The organism is Microbacterium sp. M (genome assembly GCF_045181065.1).
Classification (GTDB): Bacteria; Actinomycetota; Actinomycetes; order Actinomycetales; family Microbacteriaceae; genus Microbacterium.
Map to the genome: position 1 here is coordinate 65888 of NZ_CP173721.1, position 18978 is coordinate 84865.

Annotated in this window: 17 protein-coding genes; 9 read left to right on the top strand and 8 right to left on the bottom strand. The window is 68.9% G+C overall.

All coding sequences use genetic code 11. From position 1 onward, the window contains the following. Position 1: 1 nt before the first annotated feature. Complete coding sequence (locus ACI7YT_RS00325; RefSeq protein ID WP_406248118.1) at positions 2-175, bottom strand: CsbD family protein; 174 nt, start codon at positions 173-175, stop codon at positions 2-4. A 614-nt stretch (positions 176-789) separates the two neighbouring features. Between ACI7YT_RS00325 and ACI7YT_RS00330 the strand changes: the two genes are divergently transcribed. Next, on the top strand, positions 790-996 hold the full coding sequence (locus tag ACI7YT_RS00330; protein ID WP_046014597.1) for a cold-shock protein: 207 nt from the start codon (positions 790-792) through the stop codon (positions 994-996). Between the two features lie 72 nt (positions 997-1068). On the opposite strand, the gene ACI7YT_RS00335 is transcribed toward ACI7YT_RS00330, so the two are convergent. The 5 genes from ACI7YT_RS00335 to ACI7YT_RS00355 form a co-directional block, all read right to left on the bottom strand. Continuing rightward, complete coding sequence (locus tag ACI7YT_RS00335) at positions 1069-1740, bottom strand: HAD hydrolase-like protein (protein ID WP_406248121.1); 672 nt, start codon at positions 1738-1740, stop codon at positions 1069-1071. 23 nt (positions 1741-1763) lie between these two features. Beyond that, positions 1764-2732, bottom strand: coding sequence for a DUF389 domain-containing protein (locus ACI7YT_RS00340; RefSeq protein ID WP_406248123.1), 969 nt, complete (start codon positions 2730-2732; stop codon positions 1764-1766). Between the two features lie 128 nt (positions 2733-2860). Beyond that, positions 2861-3556, bottom strand: a complete 696-nt coding sequence (nucS, locus tag ACI7YT_RS00345; RefSeq protein WP_406248124.1) for an endonuclease NucS — start codon at positions 3554-3556, stop codon at positions 2861-2863. 20 nt (positions 3557-3576) lie between these two features. Beyond that, entirely contained in the window at positions 3577-4935 is a 1359-nt protein-coding gene (locus ACI7YT_RS00350; protein WP_406248126.1) for a serine hydrolase domain-containing protein, read from the bottom strand. Between the two features lie 26 nt (positions 4936-4961). Then, positions 4962-5990: a LacI family DNA-binding transcriptional regulator gene (locus ACI7YT_RS00355; protein WP_406248128.1), complete on the bottom strand. Its 1029-nt coding sequence runs from the start codon at positions 5988-5990 to the stop codon at positions 4962-4964. Between the two features lie 175 nt (positions 5991-6165). Between ACI7YT_RS00355 and ACI7YT_RS00360 the strand changes: the two genes are divergently transcribed. The 6 genes from ACI7YT_RS00360 to ACI7YT_RS00385 all read left to right on the top strand — a co-directional run bounded on the left by ACI7YT_RS00360 (position 6166) and on the right by ACI7YT_RS00385 (position 14986). After that, the gene (locus tag ACI7YT_RS00360) at positions 6166-8526 is read left to right on the top strand and encodes a glycoside hydrolase family 3 N-terminal domain-containing protein (protein ID WP_406248130.1); all 2361 of its coding nucleotides are present in this window, start codon (positions 6166-6168) and stop codon (positions 8524-8526) included. Beyond that, positions 8523-9500, top strand: coding sequence for an ABC transporter permease (locus tag ACI7YT_RS00365; RefSeq protein ID WP_406248131.1), 978 nt, complete (start codon positions 8523-8525; stop codon positions 9498-9500). Before ACI7YT_RS00360 ends, ACI7YT_RS00365 begins: the two co-directional genes overlap by 4 nt. Further along, complete coding sequence (locus tag ACI7YT_RS00370; protein WP_406248133.1) at positions 9494-10444, top strand: carbohydrate ABC transporter permease; 951 nt, start codon at positions 9494-9496, stop codon at positions 10442-10444. Before ACI7YT_RS00365 ends, ACI7YT_RS00370 begins: the two co-directional genes overlap by 7 nt. 69 nt (positions 10445-10513) lie before the next feature. Further along, positions 10514-12175 (top strand): extracellular solute-binding protein, encoded by a 1662-nt coding sequence (locus ACI7YT_RS00375; RefSeq protein WP_406248135.1) that lies wholly within the window; start codon positions 10514-10516, stop codon positions 12173-12175. Positions 12176-12239: 64 nt separating this feature from the next. Beyond that, complete coding sequence (locus ACI7YT_RS00380; RefSeq protein WP_406248137.1) at positions 12240-12935, top strand: DUF624 domain-containing protein; 696 nt, start codon at positions 12240-12242, stop codon at positions 12933-12935. After that, the gene (locus tag ACI7YT_RS00385) at positions 12932-14986 is read left to right on the top strand and encodes a beta-galactosidase (protein WP_406248139.1); all 2055 of its coding nucleotides are present in this window, start codon (positions 12932-12934) and stop codon (positions 14984-14986) included. Before ACI7YT_RS00380 ends, ACI7YT_RS00385 begins: the two co-directional genes overlap by 4 nt. On the opposite strand, the gene ACI7YT_RS00390 is transcribed toward ACI7YT_RS00385, so the two are convergent. Then, complete coding sequence (locus tag ACI7YT_RS00390; RefSeq protein ID WP_406248141.1) at positions 14964-15764, bottom strand: GAP family protein; 801 nt, start codon at positions 15762-15764, stop codon at positions 14964-14966. The two genes, ACI7YT_RS00385 and ACI7YT_RS00390, sit on opposite strands and share 23 nt — an antisense overlap. A gap of 108 nt (positions 15765-15872) precedes the next feature. Here ACI7YT_RS00390 and ACI7YT_RS00395 point away from each other — a divergent pair, with 108 nt between their 5' ends. Next, positions 15873-17060, top strand: coding sequence for a sensor histidine kinase (locus ACI7YT_RS00395; RefSeq protein ID WP_406248143.1), 1188 nt, complete (start codon positions 15873-15875; stop codon positions 17058-17060). Further along, positions 17057-17722, top strand: coding sequence for a response regulator (locus ACI7YT_RS00400; protein WP_406248145.1), 666 nt, complete (start codon positions 17057-17059; stop codon positions 17720-17722). The genes ACI7YT_RS00395 and ACI7YT_RS00400 overlap by 4 nt, the downstream gene beginning before the upstream one ends. A gap of 12 nt (positions 17723-17734) precedes the next feature. Here ACI7YT_RS00400 and ACI7YT_RS00405 read toward each other — a convergent pair whose 3' ends face one another. Next, positions 17735-18961, bottom strand: a complete 1227-nt coding sequence (locus ACI7YT_RS00405) for an MFS transporter (RefSeq protein ID WP_406248146.1) — start codon at positions 18959-18961, stop codon at positions 17735-17737. Positions 18962-18978: the final 17 nt, after the last annotated feature.

Here is an 18978-nt window from a genome sequence, read left to right on the forward strand (position 1 = left end):
GCTACTCCTTGACCGCGTCCTTGACGTTCTCGGCGGCCTTCTTCACGTCGGCCTTCGCCTGCTGCGCCCGGCCCTCGGCCTCGAGCTTCTCGTTGTCGGTGACCTTTCCGGCGGTCTCCTTGACGTGTCCGGCGACCTTGTCCGCCGCGTTCTTCGCCTTGTCATCGATGCCCATGTCATCCTCCTTCGTTCGGAGGAACCACTCTGCGCGAGTCGGTCGAATGGGTCGACGGGGTTGACGCCGAGGGGGCGAGGCGTTAGCGGCCCCAGCGGCGTCGTTCCCCGACCTTCACGGGCCGCGATCCGTGGTCTTCGGACCATGGACGCGGCCGCTCATCCTCCCCTATGGTGAAGGTGCATGTGCACCGGGAACGATCGCCTCCGTCTTACCCCAGAAGACGGCCGGTTCTCCCCAGAGCCAGCGATCCGCACATGCGATTGGGCCCCCTCGAGTAGTTCAGTCCCCAATGGGCTATTCGAGGGGGCCGCTATCGTGCCATCTTGCCACGAATTTTGAAATTTGTCCCCCAAATGGGGGACAAGAATCGAGATCTCGGGTTAGGCTGTATCCGACGCACCCTCCGGTCGTCTTCTGGCCCTCATCGCTCCCCCCGCGGTGAGGGCCACACCATTTCTCCGGTGCCATCCGCCGCGCTCGCCGCGTGACCGGCGTGCAACATTTGGGTTACCTTCTTCGTTCTGCCCGTTTCCGCCAGCGCCCGCCTCCACTAGCGTTAGCCGTGTCGGGGCACCCCTGCTTCGGCGTCAACACCAGCAGAACGGCAGTACATGAGCACCCAGGGCACGGTCAAGTGGTTCAACTCGGAGAAGGGCTTCGGCTTCATCTCCCCTGACGACGGAGGCGCCGACGTGTTCGCGCACTACTCCGCCATCGAGTCCTCCGGCTACCGCTCGCTCGACGAGAACCAGCGCGTCGAGTTCGATGTGGCGCAGGGCCCCAAGGGCCTGCAGGCCGAGAACATTCGCCCCCTCTGAGGGCGTTTCTTCACAGGACTCCCCGACCGGGGCGCGAATCCGCGCATCCGGCGGGGAGTTCTGTGCTTCGGGTCAGTCCGTCAGCAGCAGAGTCTGCAGCGCGGCGGCATCCGGTGCGCGGAATGCGGCGGCGTCGCCTTCGGATGCTTCGCCGAAACCCCACTCGGCGAAGATGACCGGGATGCCGTACTCGGCGGCGCCCTCGACGTCATGGTGCCGGTCGCCGATGAGCACCGGCTTCGAGGTGTCGGCACCCGCCGCCTGAAGGCGCTCGATCGCCCACCCGACCACGTCGGCCTTGCTGTCGCTGCGCCCGATGCTGCCGCTGCGCGCCCCTGAGATCGCGGTGAAGAGGCCGAGCAGGTCGTTGTGCTCGAGGATGGCGCGGACCTGATTCTCCGGCTTCGTGCTCGCGGTCGCCTGCGGGATGCCGGCCGCGGCGACGGCGCGGATGACGTCCGGTACTCCGCGATAGATGTCGACGGATGCCGCGTAGCCGTCACGGGCGGCGAGTTCGCGGTAGCGGGCGAGCGCGTCCTCGGCCTGGAGCGCGCTCAGCCCGGCGAGGGTCTGGAACGACTCGTACATCGGCGGACCGACCCACCGCGACAGCGAAGCCGGATCCGGCGCCGGTTCCCCGAAGGACGCGAGCACTTCCAGCAGTCGAGGGAAGATACCGGGTGTGGCATCGGCGATCGTGCCATCGACGTCCCACAGCACGCAGGAATACGGGGAATGGGGCATGCCTCCAGCCTAGGGGCGCGCGGTCACTGCTCCTGTTCGTCGCCCAGCTCGACGCGGTACGCCGGCACGAACTCGACGTCGACATCGCCCGGTGCGACGCCCGCGTCGCGCAGCGCCTGCTCCAGGTCGGCGGTCTCGGGCAGCGGGGGTGCACCGGTGAGCGAGATCTCGGCCTGTCCCCCGCTGACCTTCACGCCGTCGATCTGCCACCCGGCATCCTCGGCCCAGGGCTCGGCCGCCTGACGGACGCGGGTCTCCATGAGGGCGTCCGTCGAGAACCTGACCGACGTCGTGGCGAGCGGGATCGCGATGATCGCGAGCGAAACGATGATCGAGATCAGCGAGCGATAGGGGCGCGCGGACGTCGAGGCCGCGGCATCCGCTTCGTCGATGCCTTCCCACTTGTGACGCAGCGGGGCGAGGATGACGATGCCGGAGCCGAGGATCGCCGCGACGTTCGTCGCGAACAGCAACAGTGCGCCGCCGGCCTCCGCCCATGCGCCGGACTCCATCGTCAGGCCGACCACGCTCAGCGGAGGCACGAGCGAGATGGCGATCGCGACGCCGGGGAGGGTGTCCGAGATGTCCTTGCGCACCAGCGCGACCGCCCCGACGACGCCGGTGGCGAGTGCGGCGAGCAGGTCGATGAGATGCGGGGCGATACGACCCGAGACCTGCGAGTTGCTCAGTGCGGTGACCGGCGAAGGGACGGTGAGTCCGACGAGGTACCCGATCGCGACCGCTGACAGCGCGCCGAGGACGACCAGCGTCCAGCATCGGACCAGGTTGCGCCGGCTGCCGAGCACCGTGGCCAGCACGACTCCGAGGATCGGGGTCATGAGCGGTGCGACGATCATCGCGCCGATCACCGTGGCCGTCGAATCGGCGACGACGCCGGCTGCGGCGATGACGCTCGCCAGGACGATCAGCAGCCAGAAGCGCGAGTAGCGCCGTCCTTCCTCCGGACCTTCGAAGAAGACTGCATCGCGCATCGCCGCCAGTGTGTTCACTCGCCCCTCCCACGGGGTAGCGGAGGATCACACTCCGACCGCGGAATCATCCCACCGGGTGCAGTACGGCGCGTGCGCGGCTCATCCCCTCCGGGCGAGCGCGGGTCGGCTCAGAACAGGCGGGGAACGCCCGACTCGATGCCCTTCATGGCCTCGTAGTCCAGGACCAGGCAGCGGATGCCGCGGTCCTCGGCGAGCACCCGCGCCTGGGGCTTGATCTCCTGCGCAGCGAACACGCCCTGGATCGGCGACAGGTGAGGGTCGCGGCCGAGGAGTTCGAGATAGCGGGTGAGCTGCTCGACGCCGTCGATGTCGCCGCGGCGCTTGATCTCGACCGCGATCGCCGCACCCGCGGCATCCCGCACCATCAGATCAACAGGCCCGATCGCCGTCGGGTACTCGCGCCGCACCAGGGTGGCGCCCTCGCTGATGAGCTCGACCTGCTCGGCGAGCAGACGCTGCAGGTCGGCCTCCACGCCGTCCTTCTGCAGGCCGGGGTCGATGCCGAGGTCGTGGTTCGTGTCGTGCAGGATCTCGTAGATCTGCACCCGCAGGGCGTCACCGGTCTTCTTGTGGGTCACCCGCCAGACCTCGACGACCCCGGCGGAGGACTCCTCGTCCCCCGGGAGCTCGGTGGACAGCGTGCACGGCGGGCTCATCCAGTTCAGCGGCTTGTAGCTTCCGCCGTCGGAGTGCACGAGCAGACTGCCGTCGCCCTTGTGCACCAGCAGGCGCGTGGCGAGCGGGAGATGGGCATTGAGCCGACCGGTGTAGTCGACCGAGCAGCGGGCGATGACGAGACGCACCCGACGAGCCTACTTCGTCCTCACCCCGCCGACGTCCGCGCGACCCAATCCGGGACGTGGAGCGTGTCGATGCTCGGACGCCAGAGCGGGGTGCTGTGCCACTGCACCCGCAGGCCCGAATCGTCTCGCGTGATGATCGCGCGATGCGGGGACGTCAGCACGACCAGATGCACGAGCACGACGTCACCCCGGTACTCGCCGCGCACGGCCAGCGCGAGGGATGCATCGCCGCCGCCGAGCACGGTCCGGCTCCATCCGTCGGCGCCGAACTCGACCGAACCGGCGTCCGGGATGCTCAGCAGCCACCGATCGGCGTCCGCATCGGTGAGGATCCAGCCCTCGGCATCCAGAACCGGATCCGTCGGAGCGAGCAGAGCACGCGAGCTCCACGAGTCGAGCGATTCGTCGTCTGGTCCGGTGTCCTCGGCATCCATCGGGGAATCCGAGAAGGCGTCGACGAGGCGCAGCAGCGCGTCGAGCGTGCGGTGGGCCTCGGTCGATGCGCCCTGGTAGGCGATGGCGATGCCGCGCTCCGGTACGACGACGCCGAACTGTCCGTACGCGCCGTCGAGGCGGAAGCCGAGACGGCTGCTCCAGACCTGGTAGCCGTATCCGCGCCCCCAGTTGCCCGACGCGGCATCCGGGTCCTCCGGGTCGCGGGTGTCGGACCAGGGCCGGGACATCTCCGCGATGAACGCCGTGGGGATCACCTGGCGACCGGCGAAGCGTCCGCCGTCCGCGAGGCAGATCGTGATCCTGGCGAGATCGTCGATGTTCAGGTGCAGTCCGGAGAAGCCCTGATCGATGCCGTCCAGCGGGATCCACCACCGGTGGCCGATGCCCAGTGGATCGAAGAGCCGCGGGCGCAGATAGTCGGTGAGCGACTCGCCGCTGACCGCATCGGCGATCGCCGAGAGGGCGTAGCTGGCGGGCGAGTTGTAGGCGAAATGGCTTCCGGCGGCGTGTTCGCCGGGAGTCTCGAGCAGCCCGCGGATCGAGAACGGCAGCCCGAGCGTCTGCTCCCGGCTGTGCCCGGTGTTCATCGTGAGCAGGTGCTTCACCGTGATGCCGAGCGGATTCGGCTCGTCGAGGTAGCGGTCGACCGGGGCGTCGATCTCGACCAGGCCCTCATCGGCGAGGAAGCCGATCGCGAGCGCGGTGAACGTCTTCGACACCGAGTACACCAGGGCCGGCGCCTCCGCCGTCCACGGATCCCACGCGCCGCGGAACAGCACATGGCCGTGGCGGGCGATGAGCAGGGCGTGCGGATCGAGCCCGCCCGCTTCGAGCTCGTCGATCAGGCTGCGCACGTCTGCGGTGCGCAGTCCGTGCGCCTCGGGGGCAACTGCGGGCAGCGCTGTGGTGGTCTCGGTGGGCATCTTCGCTCCAGGATCGGTGGGCCGGGTCAGACGGCAGAAGGTGGTGCTGTCGATTCTCGTACGACGAGCTCGGTCATCAGATCGACCCTGGTCGAGCTCGGTGGCCGCCCATCGGCGAGCGTGAGCAGCATCTGGGTGGCGAGGCTGCCCATATCGCGCAGGGGCTGGTTGACGGTGGTCAGCGGCGGGTTCAGCCACTGCGTGATCGGCAGGTTGTCGTAGCCGACGATCGAGAGATCCTCAGGGATGCGCAGGCCGTGCTCGCGCGCGGCGCGGGCGATGCCGAGTGCGACGTAGTCCGAGCCGGCGAAGATCGCGGTGGGGCGATCGGGGCGCGCCAGCATCTCTCTGGCGTGGTGATAGCCCGAGCTCGCCGCGAACTCGCCCCAGCGGACGAGGGACGGATTCCACGGAAGGCCGGCTTCATCGTGCGCGCTGCGGAACCCGTCGACCCTCGCGCGCGAGCAGAGCATGTCTGACGGCCCCATGATGACGCCGATCCGGCGGTGCCCGAGCCCGATGAGGTGCTGGGTCGCGACGAGCCCGCCGTTCCAATTGTTCGACCCGACCGTCGGAACGTCGGTCGGCGGGTTGCCCTGCGTGTCGAGCACGACGAAAGGGATCGCCCTGGAGTTCAGCTGGTGCCGCTGCGTCGCGTCGAGCCCGGAGAGCACGAGCAGCACGCCGAGAGGCCTGCGCGCGAGCACGTCGTCCATCCACTCCTGCGGAGGGCGGTGCGCGCCGCCGAGTCCGGAGAGCACCACTCCGACGCGCGCCGGAGCCGAGACCCGCTCGACGCCGTTGATGATCTCCTGCGACCAGAGGTTGTCGCCCTGATGGAAGACCAGATCGATCAGCCGCGACGTGTTCGTCTTCGCACCTCCGGTGCGCGAGCTGACCGGCTTGCGGTACTCGTGGCGCGACAGCGCCTCTTCCACCCGCGCCCGCGTCGCCTCGGACACGTCCATCCGGCCGTTGAGAACCTTGGACACGGTCGGCACGGAGACGCCCACCTCTGCGGCGATGTCGGCGATCGTTGCGCGTGCCCTGACCATGGCTTCCCTTCGAAACTATCGGCAAGCGTATCGGCATCAGATGGTCACTGTCACCCTCCGTTTTCGGGCCAAAAGTGGGGATTGACGGGAACGGCAACAAACTCTACGTTCGAAGCGAACATTTCTTTCGAGTCTTGACTCGATAGTTTCGACATCGCACATCGAAGTGAGACACATGATCGACCCATCCCCGATGACGCGGGTGACCGGCGCCTGGCACGACCAGACGCTTCCGGCCGCCGAGCGGGCCAGCGCCCTCGTCGCCGAGATGACCCTCGAGGAGAAGACGAGCCAGCTCGTCGGACTCTGGGTCGTCGCGGATGCCTCCGGGGGCGACGTCGCTCCCTTCCAGAACGAGATGAGCGATGCCGGCGTCACGTTCGACGGCGTGATCGAGGACGGCCTCGGCCAGCTCGTCCGCCCGTTCGGGTCCGATCCGATCGCGCCGGACAAGGGCGTCGAATCACTGGCCCGCGCGCAGCGTCGGATCATGGCGGCCAACCGCTTCGGCATCCCCGCCCAGGTCCACGAGGAGTGCCTGGCCGGCTTCGCCGCCTGGCAGGCCACCGCGTACCCCGTGCCGCTGTCGTGGGGTGCGTCCTTCGACCCCGGGCTCGTCGAGGAGATGGCCGCGCAGATCGGCGCCTCCCTTCGATCCGCAGGCGTGCACCAGGGGCTGGCGCCGGTGCTGGACGTCGTGCGCGACTACCGCTGGGGTCGTGTGGAGGAGACGATCGGCGAGGACCCGTACCTGGTCGGCGCCGTCGGTGCGGCATACGTCCGCGGCATCGAATCGACGGGCGTCGTCGCGACCCTCAAGCACTTCGCGGGATACTCCGGATCCCGCGCGGCGCGCAATCACGCGCCCGTGTCGGCTGGGCCGCGTGAGATGGCCGACGTCTTCCACCCGCCCTTCCTGACGGCGTTGCGCGAGGGCGGCGCCCGGTCGGTCATGAACTCGTACGCCGAGGTCGACGGCGTCCCCGCCGCGGCCGATCGCACGGTGCTCACCGAGCTGCTGCGCGACGACTGGGGTTTCGACGGCGTCGTCGTGGCGGACTACTTCGCGGTCGCGTTCCTGCGCACTCTGCACCGCGTGGCCGAGAGCGACGGCGAGGCGGCGGCGCTCGCGCTCGCCGCCGGCATCGACGTCGAGCTCCCCTCGGTGCACGCCTACGGCGAGCCGCTGCGGGATGCCGTGCGCACCGGCCTCGTCGACGAAGCGCTCGTCGACCGCGCTGTGATCCGCGTGCTCGCGCAGAAGGCTCAGCTGGGACTCCTCGACGAGGACTGGGCGCCGGATGCCGCGGACGACGTCTCGTTCGACACGGCGGAGCAGCGCGACACAGCGCTCCGGCTCGCCCGCGAGAGCGTGGTGCTCCTCGCCAATGACTCCGGCATCCTGCCGCTGGCGCCGGCATCGCGGGTCGCCCTCGTCGGCCCGCTCGCCGACGATCCGTTCGGGATGCTGGGGTGCTATTCGTTCCCCCTGCACGTCGGCGTGCGTCACCTCGACAAGCCGGTGGGCATCGACATCGCGACGGTGCGGGCGGCGCTGGAGCGCGCGCACGGCGGAAGAGTCGCGCATGCGGTCGGCTGCGACGTCATGCGGCCAGGACGCGACGGTTTCGACGAGGCGGTGGCGGCGGCCCGCGACGCCGATGTCGCGATCGTGACGGTGGGCGACCGAGCGGGTCTGTTCGGCAAGGGCACTTCGGGCGAGGGCTGCGATGCCGCCGATCTGCGTCTCCCAGGCGAGCAGCACGACCTCGTCGAGGCGGTGCTCGCCACCGGCACGCCGACCGTCATCGTCGTGCTGTCCGGACGGCCGTACGCGCTCGGCGCCTTCGCCGGCCGTGCCGCGGCGATCGTGCAGACGTTCTTCCCCGGCCAGCTCGGCGGACAGGCGATCGCGGAGGTCCTGACCGGGGCGACGAATCCGTCCGGACACCTCCCCGTCGGCATCCCGCGGGAAGCAGGATCCCAGCCCTCCACGTATCTCGCACCTCCTCTCGGCCGCGCGGATGCGCCGTCGAACATCGACCCGACGCCGCTGTTCCCGTTCGGTCACGGCGAGTCCTACGGATCGCTCACCTGGGGCGACGTCTCGTGCGACGCCGTCGAGTGGGCCGTCGACGGCGAGGTGACCATCGCGGTCGAGGTGTCGAACGAGTCCGAGCGCGTCGTCTCCGATGTCGTCCAGCTGTATCTGCACGACGTCGTCGCCCAGGTGACCAGGCCGGTGGCGCGGCTGATCGGCTTCCAGCGCGTGACGCTCGAGCCGGGAGAGCGCGCCGCCGTCAGATTCACGGCGCACGCCGATCTCACGTCGTTCACGGGCCTCCGCGGCGAGCGGATCGTCGAACCGGGGGCCGTCGAGCTGCAGATCGCGCGCTCCAGCGCCGACGTGCACCGCTCGGTCGCCCTGCGGCTCGCCGGACCTGTCCGCCGGGTCGACTCCACGAGAGCGCTTCTCAGCGAGGCGGCGGTCGAGAGCACCGTCGCCGCGGTCGCCGCAGACGGGAGGATCGGATGACCGAGACGCGAGCCGTCATCACCCCGACCAGCGGACGGAGGCGCTGGCTGCGCCGGACCAAGAGCACCAGCAGCCTCACCTGGCGGAAGGCACTGACGCGCGATTGGCGCCTGTACACGTTCCTCATCTTGCCGCTCGTGTTCCTGCTGATCTTCCGGTACATCCCGATGGTCGGAAACATCATCGCGTTCCGCCGGTTCCGCCCCGGAGGGTCGATCCTCGGCGACGAGTGGGTCGGGTTCTACTACTTCGAGGCGTTCATCAACAACGCGCAGTTCTGGCAGGTGTTCTGGAACACCGTGATCCTGGGCACCTTCACGCTGCTGATCTGCTTCCCCCTGCCGATCGTCCTCGCGCTGATGCTCAACGAGCTGCGCTCGCGCCGGTTCAAGCGCATCGTGCAGACGATCTCGTACCTGCCGCACTTCATGTCGATCGTGATCGTCGCAGGTCTCGTGCTGCAGCTGACCTCGCTGACGGGGACGATCAACCAGATCATCGACGCGTTCGGCGGCGAGGCCATCCCGTTCATGCAGAGACCGGAATGGTTCCGCACCATCTATGTGTCTTCCGAGGCATGGCAGACCGTCGGATGGGGCACGATCCTCTATCTCGCGGCCCTCACCACGATCGACGATCAGCTCTACGAGGCCGCGCGCATCGACGGCGCCAACCGCTGGCAGCAGACCTGGCACATCACTCTTCCCGGCATCCGTCCCACCATGATGGTGCTGCTCATCCTGAACATCGGGTCGTTCATGGCCGTCGGATTCGAAAAGGTGCTGCTGCTGCAGAACCCGCTGATCTACTCCACCGCCGACGTGATCTCCACGTACCTGTACCGCGTCGGCATCCAATCCGCGCAGTTCTCCTATGCCACCGCGATCGGGCTCTTCGAAGCCGTGATCGGCCTCACGCTCGTGCTCGGCGCGAACTTCATCTCCCGTCGATTGGTGGGTACCTCGCTATGGTGACCGAAATCACTCCCGCAGCAGACGTCCTGCCTCCCAAGCCCGACCTCGCCGAGGTGAGGCCGGAGCACGGCATCATCAAGGAATCGGTCGGATACCGCGCCTTCCGCGTGGTGAACGCGGTCGCGCTGATCCTGATCTGCGTGGTGACGCTGTACCCGTTCATCAACCTCGTCGCGAAGGCGTTCTCATCCGAGGGCTACATCGCCGCCGGGCAGGTGAACCTCATCCCGGTGGGGTTCAACCTCGAGACGTTCAAGGCCGTGATGGGCGATGGACTGTTCTGGACGAACTACGGCAACACCGTCCTGTACACCGTCGTCGCGACCATCATCTCGATGTTCCTGACGACGACGTACGCGTACGCCATCAGTCGTCCGAACCTGAAGGGACGCGGGTTCTTCGTCGGCATCGCCGTGTTCACGATGTTCTTCGGCGGAGGGCTGATCCCGAACTACATCCTCGTCGCGAGCTGGCTCGGATGGCGCAACAGCATCTGGGCCGTGGTGATCCCGGGTGCGCTGAGCGTCTTCAACCTGCTGGTGATGAAGTCGTTCTTCGAGAACTTCCCCACCGAGCTCGAAGAGGCGGCCGAGATCGACGGACTGTCGACGTACGGCGTCTTCTTCCGCATCGTGCTGCCGCTGTCGAAGGCGGTGCTGGCGACCATGACGCTGTTCTACGCCGTCGCGATGTGGAACTCGTGGTTCGGGGCGTTCCTGTACCTCGACGACAAGGATCTGTTCCCCGTCACCGTGTATCTGCGCAATCTCATCGCCTCGGCCACAGGCGCACCCGAGATGGCGGTCGCCGGCGAGGCGGCGCAGGTCGCATCGAACATCCAGGCGGTCACGATGCTGCTCACGGTGCTGCCGATCGTCTGCCTCTACCCCTTCATCCAGCGCTACTTCGTCTCCGGCGTGATGCTCGGCTCCGTCAAGGGCTGATCGCCGACCCTCCCCACCACCCCTGCGTCGAACGACGACGTTCCATACGAATCACAGGAAGAGAACACCATGTTGAACAAGCACATCCGATCGGCGGCCGTGGCGGGCTTCGCCGTCGCCGCCCTCGCGCTCACCGCGTGCACGGGCAGCGCTGCCCCCGACGAGGAGGAGACCGGCGACAGCGCCACGATCGGCGAGGAGCAGTCCGTCGGCGCCATGGAGGAGTTCGAGACCGGCACGAGCTTCAAGGCCACCGAACCCGTCGACTTCTCGCTCATGTACCGCGACCACACCGGGTATCCGGTCAAGGACGACTGGTCGGTGTTCACGCACCTCGAGAAGGATCGCAACGTCACCTTCTCGCGCACCGACATCCCGATGGCGGACTACGAGCAGAAGCGCTCGCTGCTCATCGGCGGCGGCGAGGCCACGGACATCATCTCGGTCACCTACTCCGGTCAGGAGACGCAGTTCGTCTCGGGCGGGGCCATCCTGCCGGTGTCGGACTACTTCGAGTACATGCCCAACTTCCAGCAGAAGATCGAGGACTGGGGGCTCGAGGAGGAGTTGGAGGCAGGCAAGCAGGAGGACGGCAAGAACTACCTCCTCCCCGGCCTGCGCGAGGTACCCGACATCCAGTACTCCGTCATGATCCGCGACGACCTGTGGAAGAGCGCCGGCATCACCGAGGACCCCGAGACCTGGGACGAGTTCGCCGAGCAGCTGGCGACGGTCAAGGCCGCGAACCCCGGACTCCAGTACGCGCTGTCGGACCGCTGGACCGATCAGACTCCGCTCGGCTCGTTCCTCAACGTGATGGCGCCCAACTACGGCACGGCCGCCGGCTGGGGCTATGCGAACACCTATTACGACCAGGATGCCGAGGAGTTCGTGTTCACCGGGGCGACCGACGGCTACCGTGACGTCGTCTCGTACGCCGCCGACCTGGTCGAGCAGGGACTGCTCGACCCCGAGATCACGCAGAGCGACGACCAGGCGATCCAGAAGTTCGTCTCCGGCGCGTCGGCGGCGATCTCGGGCAACACGCAGGCGCTGTCGGACTACCGGACGAAGCTGGCGGATGCCGGCAAGGGCGATCTCCCGATCCGGCTGATCTCGGTGCCGGCGGGCCCGGCCGGATCCAACGTCGGGGGCACGCGGTTCACCTCAGGGGTCATGCTCAGCAGCGACGTCGCGGACAAGCCGTACTTCAAGGCCCTGCTGCAGTTCATCGACTGGCTGTACTACTCCGACGAGGGCCTCGAGTTCGGCCTGTTCGGTGTCGAGGGCGAGACCTTCGAGCGGGGCTCCGACGGAACCCCGGCGCTTCTCGGCGACATCGGCTGGAGCTCGATCAACCCGGACGCGCCGAAGAAGCTGAACGCGGACTTCGGGTACAGCAACGGCGTGTTCGTGCTGGCCAACGGCTCGTCCGCCGCGCTGACCCAGGCCATGATGACGCCCGAGATCGCCGAGTGGACCGCGGCGCAGCTCGAGGCGAAGGAGGTGCTCCCGGTGGCACCGGCCGCGCGACTGAACGAGATGGAGCTCGAGCAGACGACGCTCGTCGAGACGCAGCTCAAGGATGCCGTTCAGGCGGCGACCGCGGCGTTCATCACCGGCCAGCGCTCGCTCGACGAGTGGGATGCGTATGTGACCGAGATGCAGAGCCTCGGTTCCGACCAGCTCATCGACACCATGAACACCGCCCTGGAGCGGACGCAGAAGTGATCCGAGGGGCGGCCGGTCGACTGCGACCGGCCGCCCCGTGGCTCGCCCGAACAGAGGATTCACCATGACGGACACGCGTACCAGGGCCGATGCCGCCGACGAGGTCGGCCGTGGCCCGCTCTCCCGCGGCGCCGCCTTCGTGTACCGGATGCTGGTGCTCGAAGGTCTGCTCGTCGTGGCCCTCCTGCCCTCGCTCATCGTGGTGCTGCTGCTCGGCCGCGACGCCTCGAACGTCCCCTTCTTCACACTCGCCCTGCTGCCGCTGGCACCCGCGCTGGTCGCGGCGATCGCGGCGCTGCGGGCCTGGCAGCGCTCGCCGGATCTGTCACCGGCCCGCGCCTTCGTGCTCGCCTACCGCCGCGACCTGCTGCCGACGCTGCGCTGGGCGGCCCCGGCGACGATGCTGCTCGCGCTGCTGACCTTCAATCTCGTTCACCTCGACGCCGTCGCCGGCGGGACGATGATCCGACCGGTGCTCGTCGTGATCCTGGCGGTCACGATCGTCTGGTGCGGGCACATGACCGCGGTGACCAGCGCATTCCACTTCCGAACGAGGGACGCCGCGCGCATCGCGCTCTCCCGGATGCTGTCGCAGTGGCGCTTCTCCCTCGGCATCCTGTCGCTCGTGCTCGTCGCGGGGACCCTGGTGCTGATGGTGTCCGAGCTCGCCCTGCTCATGTGCGGGTGGGCGTTCGCGGTGCTCCTCGAACTCCTCGCCCGCCCGGTGATCGCCGATGTCACGGAAAGGTTCACACGATGACCTCCCCCGCACGCCTTCCTCGTCTGGATCACATCGCGTTCGGCGGTGACTACTCCCCCGAGCAGTGGGATCAGGACGTCTGGACCGCGGACTACGAGGCGTTCGATGCGGCGAGCATCACGACGCTGACGGTCGGCGTGTTCACCTGGGCGCTCACGCAGCCGGACGAGGACACCTTCGACTTCACGGTGCTCGACGAGATCATCCAGCGCGCGGCCGACGAGGGGCGACGGATCTGCCTCGGCACCGGCACCGGAGCGCTCTCGCCCTGGATGGCGCGCCGCTATCCCGACGTCACGCGCACCGACTACGAGGGCCGTCGCCACGGGTACGGGCAGCGGCACAACGCCTGCTGGAGTTCGCCGGACTTCCGCCGCCTCGCCGCCGGGGTCGCAGGCCGCCTGGCCGAACGCTACGGGTCTCACCCGGCGGTCGTGGCGTGGCACATCGGCAACGAGTACGGCGGGCGCTGCTACTGCGACTTGTGCGCGGCGGAGTTCCGCATCTGGCTGCGCGACCGCTACGGCACCCTCGATGAACTGAACGAGGCGTGGAACACGACGTTCTGGTCGCACCGGTTCACCGACTGGGACGAGATCGAGCCGCCCAGCGCGCTGACCGAGCACTGGGGCGGACCGGGCAAGACCGCCTTCCAGGGCATCACGCTCGACTTCGCCCGGTTCTCGACGGACAACGCGATCCGGCAGTTCGCCGAGGAGAAGGCCGCGATCCGCGAGCACTCCGGCCTTCCCGCGACGACGAACTTCATGGGGTTCTTCGGTCCGCTCGACTACCACCGCTGGTCCGATCACCTCGACTTCGCCTCGTGGGACAACTACCCGCGTGCCATGGACGAGCCGTGGAGCACCGCACTCGCGCACGACCTCATGCGCGGGCTGAAGGACGGTGCTCCGTTCTGGCTCATGGAGCAGACGCCGTCGGTCACGGCATCCAGGGATGTGAATCCGGTCCGCAAGCCGGGGGTCATGCGGCTGTGGTCGTGGCAGGCGGTCGCTCACGGTGCGGATTCGGTCCTGTTCTTCCAGATGCGTCAGTCGCGCGGTGCGTGCGAGATGACGCACGGCGCCGTGCTCGATCACTCCGGCCGGCTGGACACCCGCACCTTCCGCGAGGTGGCCGGCCTCGGCGGCGAACTGGCGGCGCTCGGGGACCGCGTGCTGGGCGCGCGCACGCCGGCGCGGTGCGCGCTGGTCGTGGACTGGGACTCCTGGTGGGCGGTCGAGATGGCGGACGGCCCGAACCGGTTGCTGCGCTATCTGCCGACCGTCCAGGAATGGGGCCGCGCGTTCTGGGATGCCGGGGCGCAGGTCGATGTCGTGCCGGTGACGGCGGATCTCGCCGGCTACGACGTCGTGGCCGCTCCCCTGCTGCACATGATCAAGGGCGACTTCGCCGAGCGGCTCGAGCAGGTCGTCGAGCGCGGCGGGACGGTCATCACCGGCTGCCTGTCCGGGCGCGTGGATGAGGACGACCGCCGGTTCCTCACGGACGCTCCGGGTCCCCTGGCCGGTCTCTGCGGCATCCGCGTGTCCGAGACGGATGCCGCAGATCCCGAGGTCGCCAACCGGATCGTCTTCTCGGACACGACCAGCGAGGGCCGTTACGTGTTCGAGGTGCTGGTCGCCGAGGATGCCGAGGTGATCGCCCGCTACGGCGACGACTTCTACGCCGGTGAACCAGCCGTGACGCGGCGCACCGCGGCATCCGGCGGGCAGGCCTGGTACCTCGGCACCCAGCTCGCGCAGCCCGGGCTCGCACGGATCGTGCGATCGGCTCTGGAGTCGTACGGCCTCGTCGGGCCGTATGCGGACGCGCCTGGTCTGGAGCTCGCGACGCGGGTCGCACCGGACGGCGAGCGGATCGATTTCCTCCTGCACCACGGACCGGATGCCGTGACGATCGCGCTGCACACCGACGGCACGGAGCTGCTCACCGGAACCGAGTACGACGCCGGTGCGCAGGTCGAGTTGCAGCCGACGGATGTCCTGGTGCTCGCCGGTCGAGACCTCAGCCGTCCCCGAATCGACTGAGCAGATCGAACAGTCCGAGTTCGGTCGCGGCGGCCCGGGCGATGAGGAATCCGAGGATGCCGATGATCCACGCGGTCGTCTCGCCCGCTGTGCGCTGCATCCAGGCGGCGAAGCGCTCGAGCGGCCCGGCGATCGCGCGTGCGGCGACCAGACGCACCAGCAGCAGCAGAAGCGCGGGGATGATCATCACCAGGCAGTAGCCCATGAGCGCGAGAACGCGGGACGGAGCGTCGACGCCGGAATCCGCGAGCATCGTCATCGCCACGATGTACGGCACCATCGTGGCGACCTCCACCGCACCGGCCGCGATGGCCACCGACACGAGAGCCCAGCGCGTCGCGCCCGGGGCGAGCAGCTTCTCGCGCCACCGCGTGATGCGACCGGGTGCGACGACGACGTCGGGTGCTGGCTCCGGCGTGCCGTCGGGGCCGCCGACGACGGCCACCGCCTGAGCCTTCTGCTTCGAGGACGTCGGGATGAAGAACGACCCCACCAGCAGCGCGGCGCCGACGAGCAGCCGGACCGTCGCCCCGGCCGGCGATGACAGCAGTTCGGCCGCCACGTCGACGACGTTCACCAGTCCCCACAGGAACAGCAGCCCGACAGCGAGGTAGAAGGCCGCGATCGTGGCGAGGTAGAGCAGCACCCGCCCGACGCGCACGCGCCCTGGTGCGAGCAGCAGGAACACGGGGATGAGGAGCGTGCCGATGCTCAGGCTGTCCAGCAGGGCGAGCGCGACGAGCGACAGCAGCATCGGGGCTCCGGCGAAGATCTCCATGCGTCCAGGATTCCGGCGCCGGCGCCGTGGCGGATCGGGCGAAGGTCGTGATCCGCGCTCATCCCTTGGTCGGATGCGGGCGTCACGAGTGCGTGGTTGCATGGTGTGATGCACGGGAGGGAGCGGTCGCAGCGGGGCGCGTGGTACCAGCGCCATCGGTGGCTGCTGGACCCGTTCGCGATGGCAGCGCTCAGCGTCGTCTTCGCGGCGCTCGGCTTCCACGGGATCTGGGGTCCGTTCTCCGTCGCAGGTTCCGAGCTCTCGCCCTGGTGGGCGCTCGCGTTCGCGCTGCCGGCGTGCGCTCTCGCGCTGGCCAAGCGACGGCATCCCCTGATCGTCCTCGCGCTGGTCAGTGCGCTGTTCATCGCGGACATGCTCACCATCGGCGGCATCGGGACGCTGGTCGTGCTCCTGGACGTCCTGTGGACGGCGGTGTTCGTGGCCCAGCCGCGGACGCGCCGCATCCTGTCGTGGCTGCTCGTCGGCGCCGTGATCGTCCTGTTCGTCGCGGCGCTGCTCGCCACCGGAGGCGAGTTCCCCGCCGCATTCGTGATCGCGCTGCAGTTCGGAGCCATCTTCGGCACGGACTACTGGTGGGCGGTCGCCGTGTCGCAGGCGAACGAACTCGCCGAGCTCCATCGGCTGCGCGCCGAAGAAGTCCAACGGCAGGCGGCGCAGGACCGGGAGTCGGCCGTGCGTCGCGAACGCGAGTCGATGGCTCGAGAACTGCACGACACGATCGCCGGTCATGTCATGGCGATGGCGATCCGCTCGGAGGCCGCGCTGTCCATCGCCCCGGACGAACGTGCGGATCGCGCCGCCCTCCAGGCGGTCCGCACTGCCGGGCTGGACGCCCACACGGCGCTGCGCACGATGATCGCGGTGCTGCGCGACGGCGAGAGCGACCTCGCCGTTCCTCTGGGGCCGGCCGACTGGGACAGAGCCGTCGACGGTGCGCGCCGCTCCGGGCTGGCCGTGCACGCGGGCGCGCCGCCGCAGGGACTGTCCGCCCCCGTGGAGCAGGCCGTGCTGCGGATCGTGCGCGAGGCGCTCACGAACTGCGAGCGGCATGCCGCGGGTGCCGTCGTCGAGGTGCAGGTCGACCAGGAGCCGGGGTGGGTGCGGGTCACGATCGAGTCGCGTGGCGGCTCCCCACGTGCGCAGGCGACCGGGAGCGGGTGGGGCCTGAGCATGCTCGGCGAACGCGTCCGCGCGCTGGAGGGGACGTTCTCGGCTGGACCGGTCGCGGACGGCTGGTCCGTGCGGGCGGCGATACCGGACGGGAGACACCCATGACAGCATCCGTGACGGTGCTCGTCGCCGACGATCACGCGGCGATCCGTGCCGGACTGCGGATCATGTTGGAGACGCACGGTCTCGTCGTCGTCGGCGAGGCGGCCGATGGTGAGGTCGCGGTGCGCAACGCCGCGGCTCTGCGCCCGGATGTGGTCCTGATGGACCTGCGGATGCCGGGGCGCGACGGCATCTCGGCCACGCGGGAGATCGTCGAACGGGGCCTCGCCGATGTCCTCGTGCTGACGAGCTTCGACGAGGACGACCTCGTGCTCGGAGCACTCGCGGCCGGTGCGGCCGGGTTCCTGCTCAAGACGGCGGATGCCGAGACGCTCGTTCAGGCGGTCGCCGCCGTCGCAGCCGGCGACGGTGTGCTGGATCCCCGAGTGACGCGGCGTGCGCTCGCCGCCATCGCCGGCGCTGTCACGCCGGCGCCCGAGTCGGATGGTGCTGTCGCCGTCGGGCTCACAGCCCGGGAGCGGGAGGTGTTCGACGGCATCCTGAACGGACTGTCGAACGCGCAACTGGGTCAGCGGCTGGGGATCTCGGTTCCGACGGTCAAGACCCACGTGTCCAACGTGCTGTCCAAGCTCGGTGCACGCAGCCGTTCGCATGCCGCAGCCCTCGTCCGGTCTGGTGAGGTCCGTGTGCGCGGCGAAGCGTGAGCCGAATTCCGCTCAGCGCACCGGCGTCTTCTCGGCTTCCGTGAGGGGGCGGGCCGCACCGGATGCGAGACCGGATGCCGCGACCAGCGCCACGAGGATGTACAGCGTGTTCAGCAGGCCGATGTGCTCGCTGATCAGGCCGAGAATCGGCGGTCCGCACAGGAACGCCGCGTAGCCGATCGTCGCGGCGGCGCTCACTCGAGCCGCGGCCTTGGCAGGGTCGTCCGCCGCCGCCGACATCCCGAGCGGGAAGCCGAGCGAGGCGCCGATGCCCCACAGCGCAGCGCCGAGGAACACGAGCGGCAGGGTCGGCGCGAGGATGAACAGCAGAATGCCCCCGGCCGCCGAGACGGCGAGCACGCGCAGCACCAGCACGCGGCCGAAGCGGTCGACCAGCGGACCGCCGAAGATGCGCACCGTCGTCATCGCGATCGAGAAGACCGTGAGGGCCAGAGCGCCGTTCTCGGCGCCGAAGCCGTGGTCCTCGCTGACGCCGAGCGCCAGCCAGTCGTTCGCGCCGCCCTCCGCGAAGGCCATGCCGAGCATGACGATGCCGAGGACGTAGGTACGCGGCTCGCGCCAGGCCGACAGCGCGACGTGCATGCGCTCGCGCCAGTGCGGCTTCTCCCCCGGCTCGGCCGGGTCGAGCGTCTCCTCGCGGTTCGGGACGTTCGCGATGCTGACGAACGCCGTGATGAGGATGAGCACGGCGACGAATCCGGCGTGCGGGGCGACCTCGACGTCGAGCTTCGTCGCGGCCCATGCGGCGCCGGCGCCGATCACGGTGCCGAAACTGAAGAACGCGTGGAACAGCGGCAGGATCGTCTTGCCCGCGTGCTGCTCGATCGCGGTGGCCTCGACGTTCATCATGACGTCCAGGCAGCCGTTGCCGAAGCCGAACAGCACGAGCCCGATGATGACGACGGGGAACGACCCGAGCACGGTCGCTCCGAACCCGATGAGCGCGATGCCGATCGCGAGCGTGATGAGCAGTCCGAGCATTCCGCGACGGGCGCCCGTGCGGGCCATCACGGCGGGGCTCGTGGAGATGCCGATGATCGACGCGATGCCCATGCCGAGCAGCAGCAGGCCGATCTGCGCGTTGTCGATGTCCAGCGCGGACTTGATGTCCGGCACGCGTGCGGCCCAGGTCGCGATCGAGACGCCGCTGGCGAGGAAGATCGCGAAGATCGCGTTGCGCCACCGCACGTACTGCGATCGGGTGAGTTCGGCATCCATGCCTCCAGCGTATCGAA